A 22,412-nucleotide genomic window follows, 5' to 3' on the forward strand; every position below is an offset into this window, starting at 1 on the left:
AGGTATTGTATCTTGCAGTCACCTAAAAATTAGTAGAGTTATTCACCCTTTGTGAATACCTCATTACAAAAAATTAAAAGTGATTATATGCAAAAAATCTACAAGCTATTTATTTACATCTTTTGTATAAGTTCGGTAGTTGGAGTTAAAGCCCAAATGGACCAGGATTATTTTGATAAATTACAAACGGAGCGAATAGAATCAAGTGATGTAATTGAGTGGACCCAATTTGGTCCTGGAATGTCTGGTTATTGCGAGGAGTTTTGGTGCCATCCTACAGATGAAAATGTGATGTTTCAGTCGCCAGATATGTACAATAGTTATGGTACCTGGGATAATGGAGTATCGTGGCAAACTATAAAAGATGAGGATGGAAATGGAAAAGATATGCGTCGTATTCAGGCGATAACTTTTTCGCACCAGGATGCTAATTTTGGATTAGCAATTGATGTTAGAGGGCATCTATATAAATCTACCGATCAAGGTAGAAATTGGAATTTAGTAAGTGATAATTTTGGAGGAAAGCATTCTGAATTAGCCGTTGACCCAAGTAATGATAATATTTGGTATATGGGTGCGGGTAATTTCTGGAATGTGAAATCTAATCATCGTAGTCAAGAAAGTTTTGATGATCCGACAACGGGTTACTTTTATGACTATGCAGAGTATGGTCATATTTATAAAAGTACTAACAAGGGCCAAGATTGGATTAAGGTCACAAGTGTATTTCCTGCTAAAACCGAATTTGGGAAAATAATTGTTGACCCAAGGAATTCTGATGTAGTTATTGCAGTTACTAATTATGGAATTTACCGTAGTTCAAATCAAGGTATTGATTGGGCATTGAGTATAGAAGGTTTACCGCATCATTTGGCGCGAGATATGGATTACTACTACAACGCCAGTGATGATGAATTTATATTGTACTGTATCCTTCAAACTAAATATGAGGCTGACGGATCATCAGTAAAAAGTTCGGGAGGCGTATACAAAAGTACAGATGGGGGTGTTAATTGGATTAGCGCAACAGGAAATCTTAATCATGATTTGATTAGTATTACCGACTGGTCCTCGCGCGATAAATACTATAATACTATCACCTATTGGTTTGGTATTACAGAAGATGAGGCACTAGCTGCATATCCAGATTACCCGAGTGAAATATTACCTGTTTTTAATCGTATTGTTGTAAATCCAATTGATAAAAATGAAGTGTATTTAGGCAAGAATGTAAAACATGATAAATCATTCGGAGCAAGCGATGTGTGGAAAACGAGTGATGGCGGAAGTACTTGGAAACCATCGGCACGTACAGGTACTTATTGGGATAGTGATAAAGATGAGACTTATTGGTCTGATAGAAATGTTGGGAAAACAACAAATACAAAATTTGCTCATCTGCAACGTGTTGTAGATCATGAAACAGAGACTTACGGTAATCGTTTTCTCACGATTAACAGCGTAGGTGATGTTTTTATATGCTTGGATCAGCAAGTATTACGTACCAATAATAATGGAGAATCGTGGGAGCAAGTTGATGATTTTGAAACCTATGATGGAAGCACAGCATGGGTTGGCCGTGGAGCAAGTAACCTGCCAGGTAGGTTTATGCTTTTACAAACGGGTATTGATGGACGCTATTTTTTCTGTTCAGGGGAGCATGGTCTTTGGCAATCAGCACCATTGGAAGGTTACCCCGATAAAAGAGCCATTCCTGTTACTCAAATTGAAGGCCAAAATGTTGATGGCGGAGCAACTTCCATTGCTGCAGTTGCTGTTAATCCGAAGAATTCAGATGAGGTTTCCATCCTTATGTTTCGCCAAGATCATAGTGGATATTATCGCAAATCAACAGATGGTGGAAAAACATGGGCTAATATTTCTAAACCTATTGATTGGGTTGGAAATGTATCTGGGGATATGATGTTTCAAAACTCTTTAATGATTGATTATAATGATCCGGATAATATTTATTTTACGCAACCTGAGAATGCGATTACTGATGTAAGTAAAGATAATGTGCCAGATGATTACGAAAACTTTGGAGTGTACAGAAGCACGGATAGTGGAGCAACGTGGACTAGACCGAATACTGGATTTCCGTCAAATTGTAGTGTGCATCGATTAATTATGCATCCAGAGAATCCTGAAATCTTGTATGCTGCTTTAAACGAAAGTAAAACGGGCGTTGCTGGCGGTTTATATAAATCAACTAACAAAGGTGATAATTGGGCAAAGTTGTCTATCCCATCGCAAATAGTTGCGGTTAATAATGTGTTTATGGATGGAAAATCCAAAGACTTATTTATCTCTTGTGGTAGAGAAGAAGGATCTATCTCAGAAGGCGGTGTTTGGAAGAGTACCGATGATGGCTCTACGTGGACAAAAATATTTGAAATGCCTTGGGTTTGGCAAGCAGAAGTATCGCCTGTAAATTCAGATATTATAACAGTTTGTGTTGCTTTGCCACACGAAAATAAAGGGGCTTCTAATTTTAATCCAGGCCTTTATGTTTCTTTTGATGGCGGTGATACTTGGGAAAAAGTAAATCAGAATATTGGTCAGCCCGATACTGTGGTGGACTTTAAACCTGATCCAAAGGATGAAAATATATTTTGGTGTGCGCTTAAGGGAAGCGGATGGGCTGTTGGTTACCATAAGGATTATACAGGAAGTGGTTGGGCTCCTGAAGAAGAAGAAATCAGTAATTCTGTATCGGAGTCTAGTTTTGAAAAGAGTATTGTTATTTTTCCAAATCCGGTTAACGATATATGTAATTTAAGTTTTGGGATAAGTAAATCAAGTAATGTTTCTATCAGTGTCTATGATGTTATGGGCTCAAAAACGCTAAGCTTCGAATATCGAAATGTAATAAATGCAAATGAACTAGCGTTTTCAACTAAGGATTTGGCTACTGGGTTTTATTTTATCTCAATTGTAATTGATGATACAATGTATACTAAGCAATTTTTAAAACAATAAATAAATCTAATGAACAACAAATTTTTAATTCTAATGAGTTTGGTGTTGTGCGTGTGCTTAAATAGTTTTGCGCAAAACATCAATTTTAACGACTCGTGGCGTTTCTTCAACGATAAGGCTGAAGGAGCAGAAAAACCACAATTTGATGATTCGAAATGGAGAAGCCTTGATTTGCCGCACGATTGGGCAATTGAAGGACCATTCGATATTAAATACAATGCCCGTAGTGGCGGTTTACCATTTCATGGTACAGGATGGTATCGTAAAACTTTTAAAACGCCAGAAGGTGCAAAGGGAAAAGTAATTCGTTTAGAGTTTGAAGGGGCTATGTACGATGCTCATGTATGGGTAAATGGTACTTTCGTAGGTAATCGTCCGTATGGATATATAGGTTTCGAATTTGATATTAGCAAGCACTTAAAGTACGACGGTAGCGATAATGTGGTGTCTGTACGTTTAGAGCCTAAAGATTTATCATCGCGTTGGTATCCGGGTGCAGGTATTTACCGTTCGATTTGGTTAAAGGTTGATGCGCCAGTACATGTAGCACAATGGGGTACTTTTATTACTACACCAACGGTTAGTAATGCAAAAGCAGTAGTACAAAACGAGACTACCATTAATAACAAAAGCAATAAGGATGCAGTTATAGAGGTAACTCAAGAGTATTTCTCTCCTGAAGGGAAATCGGTAGCAACGGTTAGTGAGAAATTAACCATTAAAGCCAATGCATCGGCCGTATCTGGCTTATGGTGTAATATCGAGAATCCGGCAAAATGGGATTTAGATACGCCCAACTTATACAATGCCGTAACAACTGTTAAACAGGATGGTAAAGTTGTAGATACTTACAAAACGCGTTTTGGTATTCGCACCATCCATTACGATAAGGACGGCTTTTATTTAAATGGTCGTAAAGTTCGTTTTAATGGCGTTTGTTTGCATCATGATAATGGAGCTTTAGGAACGGCTACATACAGAAGAGCCGATCAGCGTAAGCTTCAAATTATGAAAGATATGGGTGTGAATGCCATTCGTACCAGTCATAATATGCCATCGCGTGAGTTATTAGAACTTTGTGACGAATTGGGTTTAATGGTTCAGGATGAGGCTTTCGATGTTTGGAAAATGGAGAAAGTAGAGAACGGCTACAACGTGTTTTTTGAAGAGTGGGCTGAGCGCGATATCAAAGATATGGTACTTCGCGATAGAAACCATGCTTCAGTTGTAATGTGGAGTATTGGTAACGAAATTATTGAGCAAAAGGATAAGAAGAATGGTTGGAAAACAGCGAAAATGCTGAACGACTACGTAAAGGAGTTAGATTTAACACGTCCTACTACAGCTGGCTTTAATCATTACGATGCGCCATATAAGCACAACATGGCTCAGCAAGTTGATATTGCAGGAGTAAATTACAAGCCTACTAAATATGGTGAGCTTCGTGAGAATTATCCTGATATGCCATTGTATGGTTCAGAGACTTCCAGCTGTACAAGTAGCCGTGGTGTGTATCACTTCCCAGTAGAGAAGTATAAAATTGCCGATGACAACCAAGTTACGAGTTACGATATTGTTGGTCCGCCATGGGCATATCCACCAGATATTGAATTCCACTTTCAAAAAGAATTTGAGTTTAGTATGGGTGAGTTTATCTGGACAGGTTTTGATTACCTAGGTGAGCCAACGCCATACGGAGGTAGAGATAACTCAACCAACGGATATTGGAACGATAACTGGCCATCGCGTAGTTCTTATTTCGGGGCAGTTGACCTTTGTGGATTCCCTAAAGATCGTTTCTTCTTATACCAAAGTCAGTGGACTACAAAGCCAATGGTTCACCTATTGCCGCATTGGAATTGGAAAGGCATGGAAGGTAAAACTATCCCAGTATACTGTTATACCAATTGCGACGAGGCTGAGTTATTTGTGAACGGAAAGTCGATGGGTAAAAAAGTAAAAGGAAAAGACCTAAGTACTGTATTGGTCGATTTCTTACGTTACGAATCTAAAACATTCGATTCGCCATACCGCTTATCGTGGGATGTTCCTTACCAAGCAGGATCTATTAAAGTGGTAGCTTATAAAGATGGCAAAGCTATTTTAGAAGAGCAGGTTAATACTGCAGGTGCACCAGCTAAAATTAGCCTATCTGTTGATCGCGAAAGCATTGATGCTTCAGGTGAAGATTTGGCTTACGTAACTGTGCGTGTTGAAGATAAAGATGGTAACCTTTGTCCGAATGCAGATAACCTAGTCAACTTTAAAGTAAAAGGAGCTGGTAGTTTAGTGGCTGTTGATAATGGTAATGCTGCTTCGTTAGAGTCATTTCAGGCACCGTATCGTAAGGCATTTAACGGCATGGCACTAGCAGTATTAAAATCAACTAAATCATCGGGTACTATTCAACTAGTAGCAAGTGGTAAAGGTTTAAAATCAGCAAAAGTTGTGGTAACCACAAAATAGAATAAATTGATTATACTGCATCACACAAGATCTGTGGTGGAGTTTTACTGACTATCATATTAAAGAAGCATCTTCATTTATTTTGAAGGTGCTTTTTTGTTTATTACCTATTCAAGCATATCATTTGGCGGTCGGTGGTGCTTTGTGCATATAGGCAAGGCTACCTTTATTCGTTTTTTTAGCAATGTCTATTTTATTTAATTTGTACTATTAACACTTGTTTAATGTGTTTTTATCGATTTTAGATGTTAACAATCTTTCAATAACACGCATCTATATTGTCATTTATCTATTGTACTATAATTTCTTAGTGCAGTTGTTTACTCCATTAGGATTACTTAAATATTTAATAATTGTTAAAAAACCATTATAAGTATATATAAGTAACCGTAGAATTGATCTTAATTATAATAATAGCATAAGGTTAATTTTAAGTTGAAGTGCAATACATCGCGTTTATTTGCCATCGTTAATTAAGATGAAGAAAGATAAATGATGAACTCTCAATTAGGCATTATTTTTATGATGCTGCTCATTCCTCTGAATACATTTGCTGAGAAATATGAGGTAAAAGGTAAAGTAACTGATAATAATAAAGAGCCTTTGGTTGGCGCAACAGTTGTAATTTCTGGCACAACAGAGGGGTCAGTAGTGGGTTTTGATGGAAGCTACATAATAAAAGGATTAGAACCTGGCGAATATACCTTTACGGTATCGTACATTGGATGTAAGCAGGAACAACATACAATAAAGCTTACCAATAATGAAGAAATCAGCTTCACGCTTGATGAGGATGACTTGTTGATGGGGGAAATAGTGGTAACAGCAGGTGGTATTAAGAATACTATTTCAAGTGCGCGTGCTACAGAACGAATGGCTCCTATGGTTGTTAATGTGGTTTCGGGAGCTGCAATTGAGCTTTCACCCGATTTAAACGTAGCTGATGTAATGCAGCGCATCTCAGGGGTATCACTTGAGCAGAGTAATGCGGGTGTTGGGAGTTATGCCATAGTTAGGGGAATGCCCAAAAGGTATAGCTACACTCTTGTAAATGGGGTTAAAATTCCATCTCCTGACAATAAAAATAGATATGTGCCATTGGATATGTTTCCATCAGAATTGATGGATCGTATTGAGGTAACAAAAGCCTTAACGCCCGATATGGAAGGGGATGCAGTTGGTGGAGCTATGAATTTAGTTATGAAAAATGCACCAGATAATTTTATGTTTAAAGTAAATGCATCTGTTGGTATGTCAACTTTATTTAGTAAGGATGGGATTCCTTTTAGATCTTACAGTCAAAATAACACTGATTATAACTCACCACATAGCAAGCATCCTGCAGGTTATAGTGCCAGTATTAATGATTTTACCAATAACAATCACGGACAAACTCAAAGCTATAATCCGGTAGATTACAATTTAGGATTATCTGTGGGTGACAGGTTTTTTAATAATAAGTTAGGGCTTGTGATAGCTGGTAATGTACAATCATTGCATAGAGGTTCAGAAACTGATTTTTTCACGCTCGGAGCCTACAATATCGAAGATAATACTGTTGCAGTACAAACCATGCAAGAGCGTGAATATTCATCGTATTTATTTCGTGGTGGTTTTCATAATAAACTCGATTATCAGTTCAATCATAATCACTCCATCAGTTTATACAATGCTTATATATATGAGCGAGAAGATCAGGTTCGTGAAAACAACAGGATACTTTTTACAAACTACGATTTTGAAAGTAAAACAGGCGAGGTAGTACATCGAACGCGTAACCGCACAACGGAGCAATCCATATATAATTCAACTTTGCAAGGAAATCATCAGCTTACTGCTAGATGGAAGATGGATTGGTCGGGTGTATATTCAATGGCGCAGCGTATAAGACCAGACCAGCTCGATTTTAGAAGAAGAATTACGCATTTGGGAGGCAATATATTGGCATATGATATTGACCGATACGAATATTTGCCAACTCGTCAGTGGGAGGATAATAGCGATAGAGACCTGTCTTTTTACATAAATACTCAAATAGATTTATCGAGCCAATTTAACATAAAGATAGGAGGGATGTATCGCGACAAAGAGCGTGAGAATAACTTTGTGCAGTATAATTTTAAACCCGATACTGAGTTTTATGAAAGTGCTATTACCCGCAAGGATAGAGATTGGAGATATGACGAAATTACTTGGGAGTTAGGAAACCCAAGAGGAAGCTCATCAAACCCTTTAAACTACGATGCTTCAGAAAAAATAAGCTCAGCCTACACGCAGTTTAAATGGGATATTGATAAAAAAATAGAATTAGTAGGTGGGGTGCGTGCTGAGCATACCATACAAGGTTATGAACTCAGAAATCTAGGCGACTTTAGTACTTTAGATCCAATAGGAGAACAGGAGTATACTGACTTTTTACCTTCTTTCCACGCCAAATACATTGTTAATAATAAAACGAATATTCGTACCTCTTATTTTCGATCAGTAATACGTCCTGGCTTTTTCGAGATAGTACCTTATAACATTGGTAGTGCATACTCCGATAGTGAGTTTGATGAACGAGGAAATCCTGATTTAAAGCGAACATTAGCTAATAATATTGATCTGCGTTTTGAGTTTTTCCCCTCTCCACAGGATAATCTTTTTATAGGAGCTTTCTATAAAGATATAAACGATCCAATAGAAGAAGGAATTGTAGTAGATGGAAATTCAACCTATCTGCAACCAGGAAATTACGGTAATGCTACAAATTATGGTCTGGAGTTCGATATGACTAAGTTTTTCAGACAATTTGGCGTAAAGGCCAATTATACATTCACCGAAAGTAGTATTACTACGGATAAGGTTATCTACGAACGAGAAGATGTTAATGATAATAGTTCGGATATCGTAGCTCGAGAGGTGGAGCAAACCCGCCCATTACAAGGGCAGTCGCGTCATATAGGTAATATTTCATTATTGTATAGAAATCCTGATAGGGGCCTCGAATTTCAGTTGGCTAATGTATTTACTGGTAAACGTATTGCTCAGATAACAGCCTATTACGAAAAAGATTATTGGCAAGAAAGTATGTGGCAGTTAGACTTTTCGGCAGAGAAAACTTTTGACTTCGGTCTAGTTGTTTTCTTAAAGGCGCGCAACTTGCTCGATACCGAGCGAGTTTGGTATATCAACCAAGGGATTACAGAAACACAAGTTGATTACGAAAGTCAAGGAAATGTAGGTGATAACCTTGTGGTGCGGAACGATAGGTATGGACGAAATTTTTTAATCGGATTAAAATATAAATTTTAAATAAAATCAATTAATTAAACTAAAATGAAAACAGTTAATTTTTTCAAAACGCTTTTTTTTGCAACAGCTATAGTTGGTGCGCTATCTCTTAGTTCTTGTAATGATGATGACGATCCAAAAACAGATGATCCAGATATTGAGAATCCGGAGGATGGTGATACCGATGTTGACGAAGAGCAGGTAGTTATTGATATTGATGGCAATACTCTTATTAGTGAAAATACAACATGGAAAGCTAATTCAATAGTAAATTGGGCAGGACACATTGTAATTAACCCAGGTGTAACGCTTACTATCGAAGAAGGTGTTACAGTGTTGGCCGATAAAAGTGTAGGCCCAGAGTTATATATTGAGGGGAGTTTAATTGCTATTGGAACAGCTGATAAGCCAATTAAATTTACTGTGCCAGAAGCAGACAGAACTGAAAATAATATTCTAAAATTAGCTGCTTGGGGTGGTTTTATCTGTTCTAGTACTGCTGAAAACTTTGTGATGGATCATTGTGTTATGGAGTTTTGTAATGCAACGCTTACGGATGAGTATCCATCAATACAAAGAGGTGAGGTTAAGTTAGACGAAGGGGATCCATCTTACGGATTTTACTCAGAAAACCCAAATACTAAAGTAATTGTTCATAACTCTGTTATTGCTTATACTATCGATGATGCTTTTCGTCCAGAGGGTGGTCAGCTTTCGTTCTACAACAATGTTTTTGCATTTATTGGTTCTACAGGTGGCGAAGCTTTAAACATCAAAAAAGGAACTACTGGAGATATTGCTTATAACCTATTTTACAACTGTGCTACCAATGGTCCAAAATGGTCGAGCAAAAATGCTGGCGAAGTACAAACCAATATGAATGTGTATAACAATACTATTTTAAATGGTGGTTACCGTCGTTCTTCATTAGGAAGAGGAGGTTCAATTAACATTGAAGAGTCTGCACGCGGAACAATTAAAAACAACCTAATTGTAAACTGTCGTTATGGGTTCCGTGTAGTTGATGAGTCTGTAGATATGGCCAATACAGCTTATGGTTACCAATATTATTTTGGTAATGATGCAATTATGGTTTCAGAGTTTGTGCCTTCAAATGGTTTATTAACTGAGGCTGCAGCTACCTCTATTACAGATAATAATGACCCTATGTTTGCCAACTACGATGTAAACTCATTTAAAGTAACTTGGGATACTGTTGATGATGAAGGTACTTCAGTAAATGTGCCTGTTTCAACTACTGAAACGCTTAAGTTTGAACAATGGACAAATTTTGATTTTCACTTAAAGTCAGGTTCTCCTGCCTTAAGTGTTGGACAAGATGGTATTTCGGCTACTTATAATCACAATGTTGCAGGTAAAACATTCTCTGTTCCTGCTTCGAAAAATTATATAGGAGCTTTCGGAACAAATTAATCATTTGTAAAAACAATATTTTAGCGGCCCTTTTATGGGTCGCTTTTTTTTTCAAGAAAATGAAACAGCTCTATTTATTATTAGTCATCTTTTTTTATGCGTGTGATACGCACGAATTAACGGAAGGGATTGAAGATGTGGATTACATTCCTTTTGAAGTAAGTTATAATCCGCTCTATTTTGATGTTGATACAACATATTTTGAATTTAGCAAAAGCATTAAAGTTGTTAATGCTATTGAAGAGGCTTCAGGGCTAGCACAAGGTAGAGTAAATTTAGATTGTTATTATACCCATAATGACAGGGGACATTCTAATATTGTATACTTGTATAATAGCCAAGCTGAGCAACTCGGCAGATTTCGTTTAGGTATGGCCTGGAGTATCGATTATGAAGATATCTCAAACTTTACATCTAAAACAGGTGAGCACTTTTTATATGTTGGCGACTTTGGCGATAATCCATTAAACCGCGATTGGTACGAAATCCATTACTTCAAAGAGCCTGAAGCTCCTGCTGAGAAAGACTTTTATGTTGTGCTTGATGATGTTAAAACCATTAAATATCAATACCTGCCGAGTAAAGAGATTGAGGAAACTTACCCAAACTACGATTGCGAAGCTATGTTTGTAGAGCCCGAAACAAATCATATCTATTTATTTACTAAAGCAGCTACTAAGTGTTTGGTTTATCGAATTAACTATCCGTTTTTAGAGGATGAGCAAAATGAAGCCGAGTATCTTGGAATGATTAAAATAAATGGACAAAAAGTAACAGCTGCTGATATTTCAAAAGACGGCACAAAAATTCTTATAAAAACCTATGAAACGGTCTTTTATTGGGAACGTGACCATAGTGAGAGTATAGTTGACCTCTTGCAATCTGAACCTTTACGTGTACCCTATGTTGGAGAAGTGCAAGGAGAAGCAATTTGTTTTACTACAGATGGGGGTTACTTAACCACAAGTGAAAAAGATAAAAACGTGCATCCTAGCTTTAATTTTTATAAACAGAAATAAATTAAGATTAATATGTTGAGGCAAATAAAATACGTAATAAGAATAGGGACGGCCATATCCATCTTAATATTGCTATTTATTTATGCTTGCACTCCTGTTGGGAGAGTTAGCGAGGGATCAAAAAAACATCAGAGCCTTATTAAACCTAGTGTTACAGCTAAATATGAAACAGACCCCGTTCCTGCCGGAATTCATGAGGATTCAGCTGACGATCCTGCTATTTATGTGGCTGCGCAGCACCCTGATTCTATTTATATTATCGGAACTAATAAAAAAGGAGGAGTAGGAGTGTATACCCTTAAGGGTAAGGAATTGCATTATTACTCGTTTGGCAAAGCCAATAATGTAGATGTTCGTTACGGATTCCCATATAAAGGTGGGTTAATTGATATTGTAGCTTTTAGTAACAGAAGTTCACACTCTACAGATATCTATCAAATTGATAAAAGTGGCGCTTTGCGTCCCTTAAGTGTTGGGCAAATAGTTTCCGATTTCTCCGATGAGGTGTACGGATTTTGTTTGTATAAAAATCCGCAAACCAATAATTTTTATGCCTTTATAAATTGTAAGCAAGGCTCGGTAGAACAATATCATTTTTGGAGTGAAGCAGATACCATTGGCTTTAAAAAAGTGCGCGCATTTAAACTGCCATCTCAAACCGAAGGTATGGTTGCTGATGATGCACAAGATGTATTGTATATTGGAGAAGAAAAAAGTGCCATATGGAAGTATGGAGCCGACCCAAAACATGGTACTAAGGGTACGGTTTTAAAGGAAAGCATCATTAAAAAGAATCCTCTTTTTAGAGCCGATATTGAAGGACTCGCCTTATATCCAACAACAGACTCAACGGGATATCTGCTAGCATCTATACAAGGGAATTACTCGTATGCTCTTTTTGAACGAGAGGGCGATAATAAATACCTGGGTTCTTTTAAGGTGATGGATGGTATTGTTGATGGCGTGGAAGAAACGGATGGTTTAGAGGTAATTAATATTAATTTGCCCGAATTTCCAGTAGGATTTGCAATTGTGCACGATGGTTATAACTACGATGGAGAAGAATTAAAAGCACAAAACTTTAAGGTAATAGATTGGCGCAATATTAAACAAGCGGTATTGAACAGGTAAATTGTAGATTAAAGAATTGGTGTCATTTAATTATTGTTAATAACTTCAATTAATTTACCAAATCCAAAAATATAGTGCGTAACGCCCATAAAAAGTGAACACTATATTCTGAAAAAAAAGACACTATATTTTGAATGGATTATAACTATAATTTTCTCAAAATATAGTGTCTTTTTTTAGTTGAATATTTTTAGTGTCTTCCTTCTTCATAATTTAGTTTTTTCAAATGCCTTCTTTAAAAATATTCTACATAATCCCCATTAATGGGGATTGTGTAAATAAAACCTTCCAATAGGACGACTTGTAACTATGTGATTTGTGCATCGTTTCCCCTATGTTTCCAATAGGTATAAAGCTTCTAATAAGCTGTAATGCAGTGCTATGTAGCGGTGTTTGTGTGTGCTGATATTCCCTTGCGTTAGTTCTGATTTTACCTGATTAGGCATATTCCCCTCTTTAGGGGATTGTTAAAATTTTAAGATAGCCGCTTCTTTGTATCAATAAAATAAAGAAGAAAGGTGAAGCAATTTTATTTATTAATTATACTGGTTTTTGTAAGTGGTTTTTGTGTGGCAGCAGAGACTTATACCGTGTCAGGAAAAATAACAGATACGAAAAAACAAGCAATTCCATTTGCAACAGTAGTAATTGCAAATACATCAGTAGGAACATCTACTGATATGAATGGTGAGTTTACTCTAAATAATATCTCAAAGGGCAAGGTACAGTTGCTAATTAATAGCATGGGATACGAGCAAGTATCTATAGATGTGCAATTGAATAATAGCCTGCATGTAATTGCCAATGCGGTTTTAAAAGAATCGAACCATAACTTAAACGAGGTATTTGTAAAAGGCGAAAGTAAGGCAGCTCAAATAGAGCGTAGTGGTTTTGCTGTTAGTTCTGTAGATACCAAACAGCTTCAAAGTAAAAATTTAGAAATTAATGAGGTGCTCGACCAAACTCCCGGACTTCGCGTTAGAAGAGATGGTGGTTTAGGCTCCGAAACAAGCTATAATATCAATGGTCTGTCGGGCAGTGCAGTCCGAATTTTTATTGATGGTGTTCCAATGGAATCATTTGGCTCTTCGTATTCAATCAATAGTATTCCATTATCGCTAATTGAGCGTATCGATGTATATAAAGGCGTTGTTCCAGTTGAGTTTGGTAACGATGCCATGGGAGGTGCCATAAATGTGGTTACAAAGCAAATGCCCTCCATGCAACAAAAAAACTACACCTTAGATGCATCTTATTCAGTGGGATCTTTTAATACGCACAGGGCAGATGTAGCCGGAACTTGGCGCGATAAAAAAACGGGTTTAACAACGCGTATGTCTGCTTTTTATAATTATTCTGATAATAATTACTCAGTGTGGTCTGACGATATAAAAATTAAAGATTACAGAGAGTTTTTGCCTGATGGTTCAAGAAACCCTGATTATTTAGCGGTAATAAAAACGGGAGAAAAAGTACAGCGCTTTAATGATGCTTACGAGTCGTACGGTATTAAGGCTGATGTAGGTGTTACTGATAAAAAATGGGCCGACCAGCTTTTTTTCTCCATTAATGCTTCTGAAGATTATAAAGAAATTCAGCATGGTCCACGAATGATAACGCCTTATGGCGAGCGTTATTCCACAGGCTGGACTGTAGCTCCAAGTGTAAGTTATAGTAAAAAAGATGTGTTTACCGAGGGGCTTAACCTTACAGGAAATTTTCAGTACGTTAAATCTCAACGCGCATTAACCGATACCACAAGCAATAAATACGATTGGTACGGAAATCTTATTCCTCCTGTAGGCGGCGTAACGCCATTGCCAGGAGAAAGTGGTACGGCAACTTTAAATGTTGATAACAACGATAATTACATAGGTCGTTTGTCAGCTTTTTATAGTCTATCAGAAAACCACTCCTTAGCATTAAGCTATTCATACAATCAATTTGTGCGTTCTTCGGATGATGAAATGGCAGAAGCCGAACAACGAAATTTTGGAAGCACTAATAATGTAAACAAACAGATTACGGGCTTTACTTATCAGAATACACTTTTTGAAGACAAAATGAGAAACTCAGTCTTTGTAAAGCACTATCATAACTATTTGCAACAAGATAAGGTTGAAATGAATGATAATGTTTTAGATACCATTCATTTTTCAAGAGCCGATAATAATTGGGGCTATGGGGCAACCACAAGCTACGATGTAAGTGATAGAGTAAGAGTAAGTGCTTCCTTTGAAAAGGCCATTCGCTTGGTTGGTACCAATGAGGTATTCGGAAATGCAGCGCGAGAAATAGTGGAGTCAACTGATCTTCAGCCTGAGAAAAGCTACAATTTTAACTTGGGTGGCGATTTTACTTTGTACGATAATACTTACAGTTCTGTAAATCTGAATACAAACCTATTTTATCGTAATACTATTGATCGTATCCGACGTAATGTAGTAGTTCAGAGCGGTGATAGTTATTCGGTTTACGAAAACTTGGGTCATGTAACTTCTAAAGGTATCGAAATGCAGCTTGATTATCGTATCAAACAAAAATGGCATTTCATGGTGCAGGGGTATTATTTAGATTCCCGCTTTATGGAGAAATACGCCGATAACGGATCAGAAAACCTACACTATCTTTCAAGGGAGCCTAATGTGCCTTGGTTAACATTCAGCGCAGGTGCTGGATATACCAAATCAGACTTATTTAAAAATGGCGATCGATTATCCATAAACTGGTATTCATCTTACGTTCATGAGTTTCATTTTGATTGGGATGTAATAGGTGATCAGAATAAACCTATTGTACCGAGCCAGTTTATTAACGATGTAAGTGTGGGTTATACTTTCGCTGATAGAAAAATGACCATCAGTCTCGATGGTAAAAACATATTTAACACTATGGCATTCGATAATTTTGCCATTCAAAAACCCGGTAGAGCATTCTACCTAAAGTTGTCATATAGAATTTTCTAATCATTAAATAATAAAAAACAATTATAATGAAGTACTTAGTTAACTTAAAACTTGCTGCTATAGCTTTGCTAGCCTTATTTGTTACTGCTTGTAACGATGATTCGGATGGTCCGAATAATGGAGGAGAAAAAGAAACAGTAAAAACGAATCATATAACCGCACGTTTCGATGGCGACGATGCGCAAGTATATATTGCTCCGGCAGATAACCTTGAAGAAGGTAGTTTAACCTTTAAAGGAAACGGATATCACTTAAACCCGGTGCGTTCAGCCAGAGTTTTTACCGATAATACTGGTTGGGTTTATGTTTTTGATTATGGCGGTGGATACTTAAAAAAGTTAAGTTATAAAGATGGTACTTATACACAAGTTCGCGAGCTTGATATTGCTCCAGTTATGGGTGGTAATCCTCACGTGCGTCCTTGGAAAATTAACGAACAAAGTATTTTAATACATAATATTAATACCGAAGATGTTGAAGATCCCGGTAACGGCATCACAAAAAAAGGGAGTATGTATGTTACGCGTGTGCAGATTCCGGAAGTAGTTATTTCTGAAATTATGGAAACATGGACGTTACCTGTTACCGATTGGGATATCGATGAGCAATCTTATCCTTTCCGTATCGATGCTCCAACTGTTTTAGATGATAAAATTTACTATGGTGTTGGTCGTCGTCAGTTAGATGAAAGTATTGACTTAACAGGTATTCATACAATTGTATTGGATTATCCAACTCTTAAAAACCCAAAGTATATTCGTTCAGAAAAGGCTAACGGAAATACCAATGGTTACCGTGGCGAAAATATGCATGCTATTGATGGTTATGTGTACCAGGCAAACAGATCAGAAAAGGCTGAAGATGCTACAGTTATTGTACGTTTAAAAGATGGTGAGTACGATGATAGTTGGGAGTTTAATGTAAGTGAAGAATTAGGTATGCCATTTAACTCAAACAACTGGTACCATGTTGGAAACGGAATTTGTTATATGTCGGCTGAGTTTTTTAGCGAGACCGATGAGAATAATACTTGGGGTGTAGTTAGAATTGATATGAATCAGAAAACAGCCATAAAAATGAATGTGCCATTATCTGATTTATTTGCTTATCAGCATGGAATAGATAAAGATGGTAAATTTTATATGGCCATTAGTCCTGTTGGTTCAAGTGGCGAGTCTGATCCGTATGTTTATATTTTCGATATAGATTCTACTGATCCAGATGCTTTTGAAACAGGATTATCATTAGATAAAGGAAATATCTTTATTGAAGGAATTTTCTAGAACAACTTAAAAATAAATAACCAGAGTTTTAAACTTTGGTTATTTATATTTACATACTCTTATGTATCCTAATCACTGAAAAATGATCCACTATCTTTAGTAAATAAATTTTATCATTCCAAATACAATGTCGAATCACTCTACTACAAAATCCATACTTAAAAAGGCCTTACTTCGTAAAAAGAAGAAGAGCGAAAGTACCTTTAAATATATTTTATTTCTATTGCACCTTTGGTTAGGATTAATCGTTGGTGGGGTAATTTGTTTTATTGCCATTACAGGGGCTTTGTATGTATTTAAGCACGAGGTAGAAGATTTGTCGGTATATAGTTCTATTCATCGCGAGGCTCCTGCAGAATCCATTGTAAGTATCGATGTGGTGCAGGCTAATTTTGAAGCTTCTTATGATAAAACGCCTCATAAGATTACTATTCCCGAAAAAACCAATCATAATATCAGAGTTCAGTTTACTGAAAGAGGTAAAGCCGGAATAACTGCCTTTGCCGATAGAGAAACTGGCGAAATTATTGGTGAACTTTCGCCAAGTGTGCCAAAGTTTTTTAATACCATTATGTTTTTACATCGTTGGTTTAATATGGAAAACTTTAAACTGGGCCGACAAATTACAGCTGCCTGTACACTTGTTTTTATGGTATTATTGATATCCGGTTTAATTCTTTGGTTTCCTAAAACAGGTAAAAAGAATGCTTGGAGAAATAAATTCTCTTTTGGGTTTAGATACAAGTTTAGTGTTTGGAATAGAGATTTGCACATTAACATGGGGATGTATGCATTTATTTTTTTAATAGTTGTGGCATGGACTGGTATCTTTTTTACTTACGGATGGGTTAAGGATATTACGGTTAACTCTTTAAAACCGGCAGAGTTGCGACAAGAGGCATCTCACAGTCATAATCAAAAATCGCAACGTAAACCATCAGGAGGAAATCAACAAAAGAAAAAGGCACTGGAAGTTAACTTAGATGTTTTACTTGCAGAGGCTAATCAGCATTTAAATTATACGGGCGACCTTAGCGTTATGCTTTCGGGTAAGGGAATAAGTTCACCAACCATACGTAAAAAGAATACGCACAATTTGTTGGGTGCTCAGTTATATGATGATGTTAAGTTTTCGGATAAAGGTAAATTAATGAAAGTTGATTTATTTAAAGATAGACCGCTATATCAAAAAGTGGGAAGTATGATAAAGCCTATTCATACAGGAGAGATACTAGGATTGAAATCGAAAATATTCGCGTTTATTCTGTCTATGTTTGCCGCTTATTTACCAATATCGGGTTATATTATGTGGTTTAAAAAGTTAAAGGGCAGAAGCGAAAAACAATCAGCCTAAGCTGGATAATAAATTTAAAAAAAGCCGAGTATTTTATCTTTGATGATAAAGTACTCGGCTTTTCTTAATTAAGAGTAACTCCTAATAAAATGCTAAAACTATTACTATTTATTATGTCATAACTTTTATCAAAGGGCATAACTTGCAAATTAGTACTATTCACATGCGTTTTATTAAAGGCAAAAGCAAGGTTATAGGCCCACCGTTTATTTATTTGCCAAGTTTTACCCAGTGTAAACTGAATTGCAGCACCAATATTACTTATGTTGTTTTGGTTATTTACTTTAATGCGATAGCGAAAATTTGTTATGCCCAGCGAACTTGAGAAATATACTCCATTAATGTTATTGAGGTATTTACCTCCAATTCCTAAAATGAATTCATCAAAATTAGAACTATAATCCGAGCTTATCCTTTCTCCTTGTAATTTTAATAGGGGGTTTATGGTTGTTTTCGTATTAAAAATGATGTGCCCAAAAAAGTGCTTACCCATATTACGCTCAATTTTAATGTCTAACATAGGTCCAAAGCCATACATAAAGTCCGACATTATATCACCTCTTGCTAAATCAATTATCGCATAGCTAATTCCTGTACTTACCGAAATATACATATTTCGAGGTTTGGTGTTTTTACGGGTGTAACCGCATATTTGAGCACTTAGTGCCGAAGTAAATAATAAGCAGCATGCAATAAGCTTAAGTTGTTTCATACTATAGGGTTAGTAATTGTATCTTAACAACGTACCCAATGCCACATATAGTATATTACGAATTGATATTATGTAAGTTTGTTATTAAATAAAGCCGCCCTGGTTATTAAGAGCAGCTATTATTGTTATTGTGTGATGTAAGTGAATTAGAAGAATGCCTTAACAATTAAAGGCTACACCAAGTGGTTTTTATTTACAAGTATTTGTTGCGTAATAAATAGCGGTTACTATTCAGTATAAAGTATAAAGACAAAAGTATAAAGATTATCAAATACTTAAAGTTTTTATTATTGTTATAAAAAGGATACTATTTTGCTGCAATTTCATTAATAGCACTATTTTTTTTAACGTTCTTAAAAAAAGAAAAGTTGTAACATCCTAAGTCTTTTGTCTTTATACTTTTGTCTTACTACTGAATAGTTACAAAAAGCGAATACGTGTAATGAAAGCAGAATGTTAATTCACTGATACTTTAAAGTTTTGTAATTACTCAGTAAAATTCCATTCAATATAAACCGTTTTTTGAATCATCTGTTCCTTTGGGTTTAGGTTAACACCTGCCGAGTTTCTGTTGCTTGAGCTGTTCATTAATTGTTTTTCATAAACAATATCTGTTCTCGGGTTTACAGATGGCGATGTTCCGTAGGTAATATTGGCAATACCGCTAAGTTTTAAGCCCGATGCTTGTGCAATTATTTCAGCCTTTTCTGTGGCATCTTTAATGGCTAGTTGAAGCGCATCTTTTCTTAATTTTGTTTTCTGTTCTTCCGTAAAGCCAAAGCTAATCCTATAGTTTAAATCTAAATTTTCCTGATTCAAACTATTCAATAAAGCTTTTGAATACTTTTGTGTATATATTTCTTTTAGTTCTAAGTTAATGGTAGAAGAGTAGCCTACTTTAACCTTTTTATTTTTCTGCCATTCATAATTTTCGTTAACCACTAGATTTTTAGTATAGATGTTCTTCGGATTAATTCCATTGCTTTTAAAATGACTTTTTAATTGTTCAAGAGCCTGCAATGAGTTATCAAAACATACCTGATATAAGCTGTCCTTAATACTTAGGTCAATGCTAACAATTATTTCTTTAGGTATTTCATTAACCTGTGCAATGCCGTTTACATTAATTTTATTTTGCGCAGTTACCTGTGTTCCTATTCCTATCATTAATAGAATTGCAATAATGTTTAATTGTCTCATAATCCTTTATTTTTTAATTAATTATTTTGTTTTCGAATATAGGATGCAGGCATTATATCAATTCCATAAAAATAATTGCACTTTTTTATTTTATTTAGAAAAGTTCATCTTGTTAAATTGATACCGTATTGATATGTAGTATACTATAATGATGTAGATGTGGCGTATAAATGAATAATATTGATGATACAAAAATTAAAAGGAAGTAGATTGAAGATATGTTAGCACAAAGCTATTTTTTTAGTTCACCAAAGCTAAGTTTATTATTACTTGTACTTACAATAATTTTGTTTCAATTAACTTTAATATTGTTGTTGCTAATAACAATTCCACTCTGTTTAAGTACAATATTGTTTTAACTAAAAACAATTTTACTGCAATTAACATTAATGTTGTGCCCATTAACTCCAATGTTGCTTTAATTAACAACACTTCTGCTCATTATAAGTACCTTGTAGCATGGTCTAAGTGGTATTATATAGTAGCTACGGCTAATGTAAATGAAAAACCACAACATTTATTGTGGTTTAAAGTAATGGTATAATAAAGTTATATGAATTGCATATGGGCAATCTTCATCAAAAACGCACTTTATACAAAATAGCTTGTAAGCATTACTTTTTAATATATTCGTTCAGAGCTTTGTATAAGCTGGCACACATTATAATTAATATAATAGCAAAAGGCAGACCTGTTAACATCATAGCCGTTTGTAGTGCCACAAGTCCACCGCCAATTAATAAAGTAGAAGCTACCAAACCCTCAATGCTTGCCCAAAATACTTTCTGTTTTTTAGAAGAATCATGTCTGCCACCGCTTGTTAAGATATCTACAACATACGATCCTGAATCGGATGAGGTAATAAAGAACGATGCAATAAGTATAACGGTAACAAATGAGGCTACCGACGATAAAGGATATTGTTCAAATAAGTAAAAAATAGCAGTTGATATGTTGTCTTTAACTGCTGCAGTAATATTATGATTTCCTAATAGCTCTTGAAATAGTGCACTACCGCCAAAAACAGAGAACCATAAAAATGTAAACACCACAGGTACTGACATAACACCAAGTAAAAATTGTTGTATGGTTCTACCCTTCGAAATGCGAGCAATAAAAATGCCTACAAAAGGGCACCAAGTAATCCACCATGCCCAAAAAAATACATTCCAATCATTAATCCACGTGTTTACTGAATTAACATCGGCATGGTATGTATTGGTCCAAAAACTTAGTTTTATAAAGTTGGTGATATAGTGTCCTGTATTTTCAACAAACCCATTTAGTAAAAAAATGGTAGGGCCAACGGCAAGCATAAAAACAAGTAAAGTAACAGCTAAACGCATGTTCCACACACTTAAAAACCGTACCCCTTTAGCTAAGCCAAGTGCCAAAGATAATGTGGCAAAAAAAGTGATGATTATGATAATAGCTATTTGTACAAACGATGAATTAGGAATATCGAATAGATAACTCAAGCCTGAATTGATTTGTTGGGCTCCTAATCCTAAAGATGTGGCCAATCCGAATATGGTAGCCATTACAGCAATGGAATCAACAATGTCGCCAAGAGGGCCATATATTTTATCGCCAATTATAGGATAAAAAACCGAACGTATAGTTAGTGGTAATTTTAGATTAAAAGTAAAAAAAGCCATTGAAACCCCAACTATGCCATATAATGCCCAAGCGTGTATTCCCCAATGCACAAAACTTATACTGATAGCCATTTTTGCCGACTGTTCAAAGGTTTCACTATTGCCAACCATTGGGTTACTAGCAAAATGCAGAATAGGTTCAGCTACACCATAAAAGAGTAATCCAATTCCCATACCTGCGCTAAATAACATAGCCAACCATGATAAAGTTGAGAACTCAGGTTTAGCATTTTTACCGCCAATTCTAACGTGTCTGAATCGTCCCGAGAATAAGTAAATGGCAAATGCGAGTATTACATTTACAAACAAAATAAAAAACCATCCGGTCTGGTTTGCTATGTTGGTTTGTGCTTTATCAAACCAATCTTTAATGGGGGTGCCAACAGCTATTGTGGTAATCACCAATCCTAACACAACAATTAAAGATGTTATGGTAACAGGACCATTGGTTTTGATACCCCATAATGTTTTTTCGTCGCTTCTTAGTTTTTTTCTTTTGTTGTCTTTGCTCAAACCAAATTGTATTCGTTAATAAATGGGCTACAATAAATAGCCATTGCTGTATAGATAATTGGTTAATGTATAAGAAAAGTAAAAAGGCATTCGACAAACAATGTATTATCGAACAAAAAACAGAGGGGGTGACTAATATACTGGGCAGTTAAATATCTCTATTCAATGATTTCCTTAATGAAACTCTTTTTCACATTTGTGATAAGCTAGAATTTGGCGCAAATGTACTGTAAATAAAAGGTATTCGCAATTATTCGTTAATTGGTTTTTATAAGTGCTAGCTAAAGCCTTGGCTTGTTATGAAATCAATTTATTGTAGTTTGAGCTAAGTAAACTAGTATTCCATATGTTTTAGTATTGGTATTGAACAGGTACTCCATTTCCCTTTTGTGTTTATAGAGGAATATTTTATAGTTATGGA

General features: G+C 35.8%; 12 protein-coding genes. 9 read left to right on the forward strand and 3 right to left on the reverse strand.

Annotation, left to right across the window (positions count from 1 at the left end; translation table 11 throughout):
• Positions 1 to 87: 87 nt before the first annotated feature.
• The 9 genes from A8B35_RS00870 to A8B35_RS00910 all read left to right on the forward strand — a co-directional run bounded on the left by A8B35_RS00870 (position 88) and on the right by A8B35_RS00910 (position 17,908).
• The gene (locus A8B35_RS00870; protein WP_171973130.1) at positions 88 to 2,982 is read left to right on the forward strand and encodes a VPS10 domain-containing protein; all 2,895 of its coding nucleotides are present in this window, start codon (positions 88 to 90) and stop codon (positions 2,980 to 2,982) included.
• A gap of 9 nt (positions 2,983 to 2,991) precedes the next feature.
• The gene (gene galB, locus A8B35_RS00875) at positions 2,992 to 5,448 is read left to right on the forward strand and encodes a beta-galactosidase GalB (RefSeq protein ID WP_075601705.1); all 2,457 of its coding nucleotides are present in this window, start codon (positions 2,992 to 2,994) and stop codon (positions 5,446 to 5,448) included.
• Between the two features lie 492 nt (positions 5,449 to 5,940).
• Complete coding sequence (locus A8B35_RS00880; protein WP_083634252.1) at positions 5,941 to 8,742, forward strand: TonB-dependent receptor; 2,802 nt, start codon at positions 5,941 to 5,943, stop codon at positions 8,740 to 8,742.
• A 24-nt stretch (positions 8,743 to 8,766) separates the two neighbouring features.
• Complete coding sequence (locus A8B35_RS00885) at positions 8,767 to 10,155, forward strand: hypothetical protein (protein ID WP_075601706.1); 1,389 nt, start codon at positions 8,767 to 8,769, stop codon at positions 10,153 to 10,155.
• Positions 10,156 to 10,214: 59 nt separating this feature from the next.
• Positions 10,215 to 11,174, forward strand: coding sequence for a hypothetical protein (locus A8B35_RS00890; RefSeq protein ID WP_075601707.1), 960 nt, complete (start codon positions 10,215 to 10,217; stop codon positions 11,172 to 11,174).
• A 12-nt stretch (positions 11,175 to 11,186) separates the two neighbouring features.
• Entirely contained in the window at positions 11,187 to 12,305 is a 1,119-nt protein-coding gene (locus A8B35_RS00895; RefSeq protein ID WP_075601708.1) for a phytase, read from the forward strand.
• Between the two features lie 518 nt (positions 12,306 to 12,823).
• Entirely contained in the window at positions 12,824 to 15,271 is a 2,448-nt protein-coding gene (locus A8B35_RS00900) for a TonB-dependent receptor (protein WP_075601709.1), read from the forward strand.
• A gap of 26 nt (positions 15,272 to 15,297) precedes the next feature.
• The gene (locus A8B35_RS00905; RefSeq protein WP_075601710.1) at positions 15,298 to 16,554 is read left to right on the forward strand and encodes a hypothetical protein; all 1,257 of its coding nucleotides are present in this window, start codon (positions 15,298 to 15,300) and stop codon (positions 16,552 to 16,554) included.
• A 127-nt stretch (positions 16,555 to 16,681) separates the two neighbouring features.
• Complete coding sequence (locus A8B35_RS00910; RefSeq protein WP_075601711.1) at positions 16,682 to 17,908, forward strand: PepSY-associated TM helix domain-containing protein; 1,227 nt, start codon at positions 16,682 to 16,684, stop codon at positions 17,906 to 17,908.
• A gap of 64 nt (positions 17,909 to 17,972) precedes the next feature.
• On the opposite strand, the gene A8B35_RS00915 is transcribed toward A8B35_RS00910, so the two are convergent.
• The 3 genes from A8B35_RS00915 to A8B35_RS00925 form a co-directional block, all read right to left on the reverse strand.
• Positions 17,973 to 18,620 (reverse strand): hypothetical protein, encoded by a 648-nt coding sequence (locus A8B35_RS00915; RefSeq protein ID WP_075601712.1) that lies wholly within the window; start codon positions 18,618 to 18,620, stop codon positions 17,973 to 17,975.
• Between the two features lie 486 nt (positions 18,621 to 19,106).
• Positions 19,107 to 19,820 (reverse strand): SIMPL domain-containing protein, encoded by a 714-nt coding sequence (locus A8B35_RS00920; protein ID WP_075601713.1) that lies wholly within the window; start codon positions 19,818 to 19,820, stop codon positions 19,107 to 19,109.
• Between the two features lie 614 nt (positions 19,821 to 20,434).
• Complete coding sequence (locus A8B35_RS00925) at positions 20,435 to 21,991, reverse strand: BCCT family transporter (protein WP_075601714.1); 1,557 nt, start codon at positions 21,989 to 21,991, stop codon at positions 20,435 to 20,437.
• Positions 21,992 to 22,412: the final 421 nt, after the last annotated feature.

The organism is Saccharicrinis aurantiacus, assembly GCF_001660705.2.
GTDB classification, from domain to species: Bacteria; Bacteroidota; Bacteroidia; order Bacteroidales; family Marinilabiliaceae; genus Saccharicrinis; species Saccharicrinis aurantiacus.